We start from the raw sequence: 7651 nt of genomic DNA on the forward strand, positions 1-7651 counted from the left end.
TGAATTAAATAGTTTGAAAGTATCCTTAATTTCATTGTATAAATAGTACATGAAGCTGGTTATGAAGTTTTGATTTGGAAGAATGAAAGTTCTGTTTATCAAATTACAAGGTATGACAAGATTGTCTGAGTTATAAAATATTTAACTCCAAACATAGACTGATGAATCATTTTTTTCATGAAATTTCACTTAATGTGCTCAACTATTTGGAGTTCTTGTAAATGAAACACTCAAATTCCAATACATTGGAAAGGTGCAAAAAGTTTTTCAGCAAGGCAAAAAATTCGTTTACAGGAAAGTATCAGGTTTACACAGGCGAAAAACTGAATTGGTTTCAGGTAATTTTCCGACTAGAAAAATCAGTTCTTCCAGTCATTCTTCCTTGGGTCATACTTTGTGGTGCTTATGGTTTGTTAGTATCATCACTATATTATTTTGGATTTCCCATAGGATTTCCAAATAAGAGCGGTGTCCTGACCAATGCTATCTTGACTTTTAATGTTGGCTTTACTTTGTTATTAGTATTCCGGACAAATACGGCGAATGAGCGGTTTTGGGAAGGTCGTAAACTCTGGGGTTCTTTAGTCAATACAGTCCGTAATTTGGCTCAGGGAATTTACATTGTCGTTAAAGAGCAGTCACCTCAAGATAAAGTAAAAAAAGAGGCGACAATCCGGCTATTAGTTGCTTTTGCAGTTGCGATGAAGTTACATCTAAGAGCAGAGTGTTTGGATAAGCAAGTAGAGTCATTGATGTCTGAAATCCAATATTTTAAGCTCAAAGAGACTTATCATCCGCCTCTACAAATTGCCTTCTGGATCAGGGATTATTTACAGCATCAGCATGATCGTAATTGTCTAAATATCTATCAATTGACTGCCCTACATAACTTAGTGGATAATTTGGTAGATATTTTGGGTGGTTGTGAACGCATTTTGAAAACACCACTGCCCATAATATATAGTATTAAGCTCAGACAATTGTTGTTGATTTTCTGTTTGCTGTTGCCTCTTGAAATAGTTAGTCATTTAATTTGGTGGACTGGTTTAATTACGGCTTTTGTGAGTTTCACTTTATTAAGTATCGAAGAAATTGGCTCGCAAATGGAAGAACCTTTTGGACATGATCCAAATGACCTACCTTTAGATGCCATTTGCAACACAATGCTACATAATATAGAAGAATTAATTATGCTCGCTCCTAGTAGTGAGCATGACTGGCAAGTTTAACACTAATTGACATCCTACCATCCCTCCACTTGCGTTAAAGGGGTGGGATTCCAAAACATCACTGCTTCAGAAAAATGACAACAAAGACAGGACTTACGCAAAAGTTACTCGGTTAAGAGGAAAAATCAATCGTCTGTTTCGCAACCAACTACGAACTCACCAAACCAGGTTTTTAGCAGATGGTGCGTAAGTTCTATCTAGGTGAAGTACCCGCCACCAAAACGGAGTACCGTTTATGGTGGGGGCTTCCAGTTTCATTCGTCGATGCCACGTTGGGGATCCCTATTGCTAGAGTATCCGACACTAAAGTCGGTGATGGTCTTACTCGGCGTCCGGAGGTTTGAGACTCGCTCCTTACTCCCATACACTCGTGTGTATCCTGGCAGCGACCCGCCTTCCGCAGGTCGTTTAATTGTTTTTCGTACATTCTAGTGTGGCTTATTTTTTACCGCTTTCGTAATGGAGCGAACCAGTGACCAAAATCTTTCCCCCTTTCTCACGCTCTTAGTCGAGGCTGCGCATATTACTGCTACTGTCGCCGGTTGTTGTGAGTCGTGTGGGTGGGTCAGCAACCAATAATAGTATACAACATTAACTTCGTGAATTCCGCAGAGATTAGCAACTCCGCATGCATCTTTTTTCTTCTTTTACCTGCGGTAAAAATTAGTCCTAGATGCAATTGTCGTTGCGACGCAAAGTCAGCGAAAAAATCGGGCAGGCTTAATAAAAACGAGTACCCGACTACGACGACAGATCAACAAACGTTTGCGTAGCGCCCCCTTCGGGGCTAGCCTGCCCGATTTTTTTACGTGTTAGACCCCCGTACCGTCTTATATCCCGCCGCTAAACGGAGTACCCTTATAGCGGGGGACTTACGACGAACCTGTTAAAACTAATGAAAGCTGGTACCGCCGAGATTGGGTGACTGCAAGAAACAAAAGACAAGTAACACCCAATGTTGGAACCAGCTTGCAAAGGTTAACGTCTCCGAAGACAAGGAGGATGCTGCACAAAGTACAACGAAGACCTTTAACCTAATTTAATTGAGTTGGAGATGTGTTGGAGGTAGGATGCAGATGACAGTTAGTTATGGCTGTACTGAAGCTGTCATCGTGCCAGGACAAGTTGAGATGAAAGTGGACGGTTTTGAATACGCCTGTGAGTTAAAAAGTCTTGCTGATAAGCCTGTAAAAGCGGGACTTCTTGCCTACACGATTGACAAAACCAGTAAACTCCGGTGTGACGCACGTGACGCAGTAAAGAACCACTGCAACACGGACAACCATACGTTGTCGTTTTCATTTTTTCTCCTTTGCACTGAAAGCTGATCATGGCAGCTTTACTTCACAAAAGCGATTGATTCGAGTGAGTTTCTCAAAGCATGAAGCAACCCATTCCTTGGAGTACGTCCTCTAAGGATTTGTTCGTAGACTGCTTCATACCCATCTACCATTTGGCTAACCGTAAACCTGCTTTCCACATATTCTCTACAGGTTTGACGATCTAGTTCCAATGCAGCCGGAATCATTTGTGCCATTTGCTCGTAGCTGTCGCAAACAAAACCTGTTTTTCCGTGGGCAACAACTTCTGGTACTGAACCCATGTTAATCCCAATAACTGGTGTCCCAGTTGCCATTGATTCAATCATGACTAAGCCAAAAGGTTCTCTCCAGGTGATGGGAAACAGAGTGATTGATGCGTTCCCCAACAATTCTACTTTGGCTGCATGATCGACCTCACCCAGGAATTCTATTTGCTCACCATCAATAAATGGGGCTATTTCTTTTTCAAAAAATTCTGTGTCTACAACATCTACTTTCCCTGCCATTTTCAAGTGCCAACCGGCTTGTTTCGCGATGGCGATCGCATGTTGTGGTCCTTTTTCTGGCGAAAATCTACCCAAAAACACCATATATGGCGGTTCTTTTGGTTGTGCTACAAATGGGTAGTCTTCGATTTTAATGCCATTGTAAACCGTGCTGACGTAATTCAACTCTGGTTGACGCTGGGCATCGCTAATGCTGATGTATGGTTGCGTTCTATGAAGAGTGTATACTCTACTGCTTTCATCCGTAAAAGAACCATGCAGAGTATGCACTGTAGGTGTTGACGCAATACTTGCTAATTGCAACGTCCATACCCCTACATGAGAATGAATAATGTCGAATTCCTCCGCTTGTTGGTAAACTTGGCTAGCTCCTAGCATTTCGTACATAATACCCTCTTTTACATTTGGGTCTAAGCGCAATGCACGAGGATGAACTGCTTCCAGCCTAGCTAGTGTTTGCGAATCACCAGAAGCGAACAAAGTGACATCATGACCGCGACGCACTAGTTCGTCTGTTAGGCAACTCACTACGAGCTCAATACCTCCGTAAGTTGAAGGTGGAACTCGTTCCCACAAGGGGGCAATTTGAGCGATTTTCATACGTTTTCTTGGTTCAGCTGGTTAAAAAAGTGGTCGTTAAACAAGGGTTAAGATACTTTTTCTTCTGGTATTGATACCTCCTTTAGCTGAAGTTGGAATTTACCAAACTTCCTGTGAACAAGGTATTTTCTTGTCATTTTTGCACCCTTTGAGCGCCACCTCCAACATTTGTGCTGACCAGCCATAGTTCAGCTACTATTGAAACTTTAGTACCAATTTCTTTCACCTCACATCTATCTTGAGGACGATATAAATAATTCAAATATTTCAAATCATAATTCACAAGATCAACTTCCAATGGATAGTTATATTGTGTCAATCAGCATTTAATAGCCATATGACGAATAATCGCTGTTGATGTTAGAATAAAAGTAGAATTTGGTGTCTTCTAAATTTGCAATAGCTCTTGAAAACTGATTGATTCGCACTAAACTGCTAAAATTGTCTTAACGTTCATAAATCTCAAGAGGTAGATGATCTGGGTCTTGAAAAAATGTAAATTTATTGCCAGTTATTTCATCCACTCTAATATCTTCTACCTCTATGTTTTTCGACTTTAAATAAGCAACTGTTTGCTCAATATCATCAATTTCAAAAGCTAAATGCCTTAAACCACAAGCTTCAGGATGACTGACTCTCTCTGGAGGATTAGGAAAAGAAAATAACTCAATTTGGTGATTTTCTCCAACTCGTAAATCTAACTTATAAGAATTTCTCTGAGGTCGGAAAGTCTCATTAATAATAGAAAAACCTAAAATTTCAGTATAAAAATTTTTCGAGCGTTCATAATCAGAACAAATAATAGCGACATGATGAATTCTAGTAATTCTCATTCTTTTTCTGTTGCGTCCTCTCTTGTTTGGTGTGGTTTGTTTATTTATCATGAGGGCAGGCTTTTTGCCTGCCCCACAACTTAAGAATCCTGCAAAACAGTTTTGGACACGATTCTAGTTTTCTTGCGATCGCTCTCGGATAACTCCTCACCAGCTTGTAGACGGGTTGCAGAAGTTTGCAGCACCGTTGCTGCACTTTTATCTCCCATTTGCAGCGCGGTTTTGGCAGCAGTTTGTAACATTGTCGCAGCACCAGCGCGATCGCCCTGTTGCAATTTCGCTTCTGCTAGTTGCGTTTGCCGATATTTGGCTAATGCCAAAATGTGCTGTTGTACTTGAGCATCAGGGGATGGTTGATAGACTCGCACTACATTTGCCTCCACAGGAATATTTTCTGAAAGTAATCCTGTTTTATTTTGTGCTGGATCATCGTAGCGGACTTGCAATCTTGCGATCGTCTGTCTACCTTCTGGCAAGTTTCCTAAGTAAATATTTGCCAGAACAACCCGTTCCACATCTTTCATCAAATCTCCCAAACGTACAGCAAAACGTCCATCAGCTTCTAACTGAAATGGTAATTCTATTGTGTCTGGGGCAACTTGGGCGATAGGTTTTAGTTCTGCAAACCGTACATTAGGTACCAGAGAAAATAGTAGATAAGCATTCGTTAATCCTACTGTTTGAATACGGTTGAAAAGGCGACTAAATTCATCTATCGCTTGTTCTGGTTGCTGAATGTAAGACAAAGTACCACTACCAGCATCAGCGATTTTTTCCAGAACATCCTGGTTCCAATTGTCTCCAAATCCTAACGTGTTCAAAGTCAAATTATAGCCAGCAGCCAATTGAGCAAATTTAAGACAGCGGTTATTGTCACCGTGTTCATTTTCACCATCAGTTAAGAGAAAAATTTGAGAAACTGTTTCTTTTTTTCCCTTTGCTAATTCCTCAATACCCAAGCGCAAGCCTTCATCAATAGAAGTTCCGCCATCAGCAGAAAGACGATTAATTTGCTGTTTGATTCGTTCAGGGTTTTCAATCGTTTGATTGGGGACTAAAACCTTTGCACGGTGATCAAAAACAACAATGCTTAGGCGATCGCCAGGATTTAGTTTGTCAACAAGACGGATTGCCGCTTTTTTAACAATTTCTAAAGGTCGCCCATTCATCGAACCACTATGATCGAGGACTAGGCATAAATTCAGTGGGACATTACGATCCAGATTTTCGGCGATCGCAGAAATGGAAATTCCCAACTGACGCTGACTGTTGAGTTGATTGACATCCAAACTGCCATCATTGAGAGCAGGCTTCAAATTAACCTTCATAACCCCCCAAGATTCCTACACGAGCCATACATATTTATAAATAACTTCAAGGTACAGTATTCAGACTTCGGAAAAGTCATCTAACAAAAACTTTAAAATAATGTTCTCAATAAAGTAGGCTAGAAAATAGCCAAGAAAATACTTTTTTGTATTTTCCTTTATACCCTAACTCCTTTGAACCCCTACACTCTAGCGAGAAATCCACACCTCCAACAGAGCAAGCATCGCGCTAGGATGTACTACAGTTAACGGCATAAATTTAGGCAACAGTTGCTATGGAAAATTCCATCATCAAGGCTGTGCAAGCGTCTTACTACGGCGACAGCTTCTACCGTACACCGCCGCCGGATTTACCTTCTCTATTGTTAAAAGAACGTATCATATACTTGGGTTTGCCCTTAGTTTCTCCGGATGAGTATAAACAGCAACTGGGAGTAGATGTCACAGAACTTATTATTGCTCAGCTTCTGTACCTGCAATATGAAGATCCAGACAAGCCCATATCTGTCTACATTAACTCCACGGGCACTTCTTGGTACACTGGTGATGCCATAGGTTCTGAAACAGAAGCTTTTGCCATCTGTGACACCATTAAATACATCAAGCCACCAGTTAATACCATCTGTCTTGGTTACGCTATGGGTACAGCAGCAATGATTCTCTCTTCTGGAACGAAAGGATCTCGTGCTAGTCTACCAAACGCGACTATTGTTCTGCACCAAGCAAAACGTGGTACTGGCTACGCTCAGGCAACAGATATTCAGATACAAGCACAAGAAGTGCTAAAAAACAAGCAAATGATCTTAAGCATTCTCTCAAGCAATACAGGGCAGCCCGTGGAGAGAATTGCCAAAGATATAGATCGCAAGCTCTACATGACACCTCAAGAAGCCAAAGAATATGGCTTGATTGACCGGGTTTTAGAAAGCACTAAAGACCTTCCTCAAGCACTAGCTGCTGCAATTCCTCGTTAAATTTGATTTTTCACGATTTTTCACATTTTTCGCTAAAAACAAGAGAATCCTACTATGCCGATTGGTATTCCCAGAGTCCCTTTCCGTTTTCCTGGAGATTCTTACACCCAGTGGATTAACATTTACGAACGCCTTGCTTTAGAACGCATTATTTTCCTGAGTGGAGAAGTCAGCGATGGTATGGCTAATGCCATCATTGCCAGACTACTCTACATGGATTCCGAGGACCCAAGCAAAGACATCAGTATCTACATCAACTCTCCTGGGGGTTCGGTGACAGCAGGTCTTGCCATCTATGATACAATGCAGCACATCAAAGCAAATGTGGTCACCATCTGTGTAGGGATGGCAGCTTCTATGGGTTCATTCCTACTCGCAGCTGGCACCAAAGGCAAACGTCTTGCCTTACCTAATACCCGAATCCTCATTCACCAACCTCTAGGTGGTGCTCAAGGACAAGCAACCGATATTGAAATAGAAGCCAGGGAGATTTTGAGAATGCGGCAGCAACTTAATGAAATGCTAGCTGCTCGCACAGGTCAACCTTTGGAAAAAATTCAAAAAGATACAGATCGTGATTTCTGGATGTCTGCTCAAGAAGCAAAGGAATACGGTTTAATTGATCGTGTGATTGAAGAACGCTAGGAGTAAAGCTAAATGAGGGAGTATGGGAGTGAGAGAGTAATATCCCCCCACCTCCCCACTCGCTGCGCTCAAATTCAAAATTATCAATTCAAAATTCAAAATTAAAGAATCTTTTTTTGATAGCGCAGCGTGGCACGAAGTGCCATACTTTGAATTTTGTTAGCGCAGCGTGCCGTAGGCATACTTTGAATTCCCCCGGAGGGGGTCTCCCCAT

Annotated in this window: 7 protein-coding genes; 3 read left to right on the forward strand and 4 right to left on the reverse strand. The window is 41.4% G+C overall.

Annotated features, from left to right (window positions below; all coding sequences use genetic code 11):
- The first annotated feature begins 221 nt into the window (after positions 1–221).
- On the forward strand, positions 222–1229 hold the full coding sequence (locus DP117_RS13955) for a bestrophin family ion channel (RefSeq protein ID WP_169218898.1): 1008 nt from the start codon (positions 222–224) through the stop codon (positions 1227–1229).
- Positions 1230–2336: 1107 nt separating this feature from the next.
- Here the strand turns inward: DP117_RS13955 and DP117_RS13960 are convergent.
- From DP117_RS13960 to DP117_RS13975, 4 genes are all read right to left on the reverse strand, one after another.
- Positions 2337–2531 carry a hypothetical protein gene (locus DP117_RS13960; protein ID WP_169218857.1) on the reverse strand — a complete coding sequence of 65 codons (195 nt, stop codon included), beginning with the start codon at positions 2529–2531 and terminating at the stop codon, positions 2337–2339.
- Between the two features lie 37 nt (positions 2532–2568).
- Positions 2569–3657, reverse strand: coding sequence for a glycosyltransferase family 4 protein (locus DP117_RS13965; RefSeq protein ID WP_169218899.1), 1089 nt, complete (start codon positions 3655–3657; stop codon positions 2569–2571).
- 446 nt (positions 3658–4103) lie between these two features.
- Positions 4104–4490 carry a VOC family protein gene (locus DP117_RS13970; RefSeq protein ID WP_169218909.1) on the reverse strand — a complete coding sequence of 129 codons (387 nt, stop codon included), beginning with the start codon at positions 4488–4490 and terminating at the stop codon, positions 4104–4106.
- 80 nt (positions 4491–4570) lie between these two features.
- Entirely contained in the window at positions 4571–5818 is a 1248-nt protein-coding gene (locus tag DP117_RS13975; RefSeq protein WP_169218900.1) for a VWA domain-containing protein, read from the reverse strand.
- Between the two features lie 275 nt (positions 5819–6093).
- Here DP117_RS13975 and DP117_RS13980 point away from each other — a divergent pair, with 275 nt between their 5' ends.
- Positions 6094–6792: an ATP-dependent Clp protease proteolytic subunit gene (locus DP117_RS13980; protein ID WP_169218901.1), complete on the forward strand. Its 699-nt coding sequence runs from the start codon at positions 6094–6096 to the stop codon at positions 6790–6792.
- Between the two features lie 54 nt (positions 6793–6846).
- Positions 6847–7437 (forward strand): ATP-dependent Clp protease proteolytic subunit, encoded by a 591-nt coding sequence (locus tag DP117_RS13985; RefSeq protein ID WP_169218902.1) that lies wholly within the window; start codon positions 6847–6849, stop codon positions 7435–7437.
- The last annotated feature ends 214 nt before the right edge of the window (positions 7438–7651 follow it).

It is taken from the genome of Brasilonema sp. UFV-L1, from assembly GCF_012912105.1.
GTDB lineage: Bacteria > Cyanobacteriota > Cyanobacteriia > Cyanobacteriales > Nostocaceae > Brasilonema.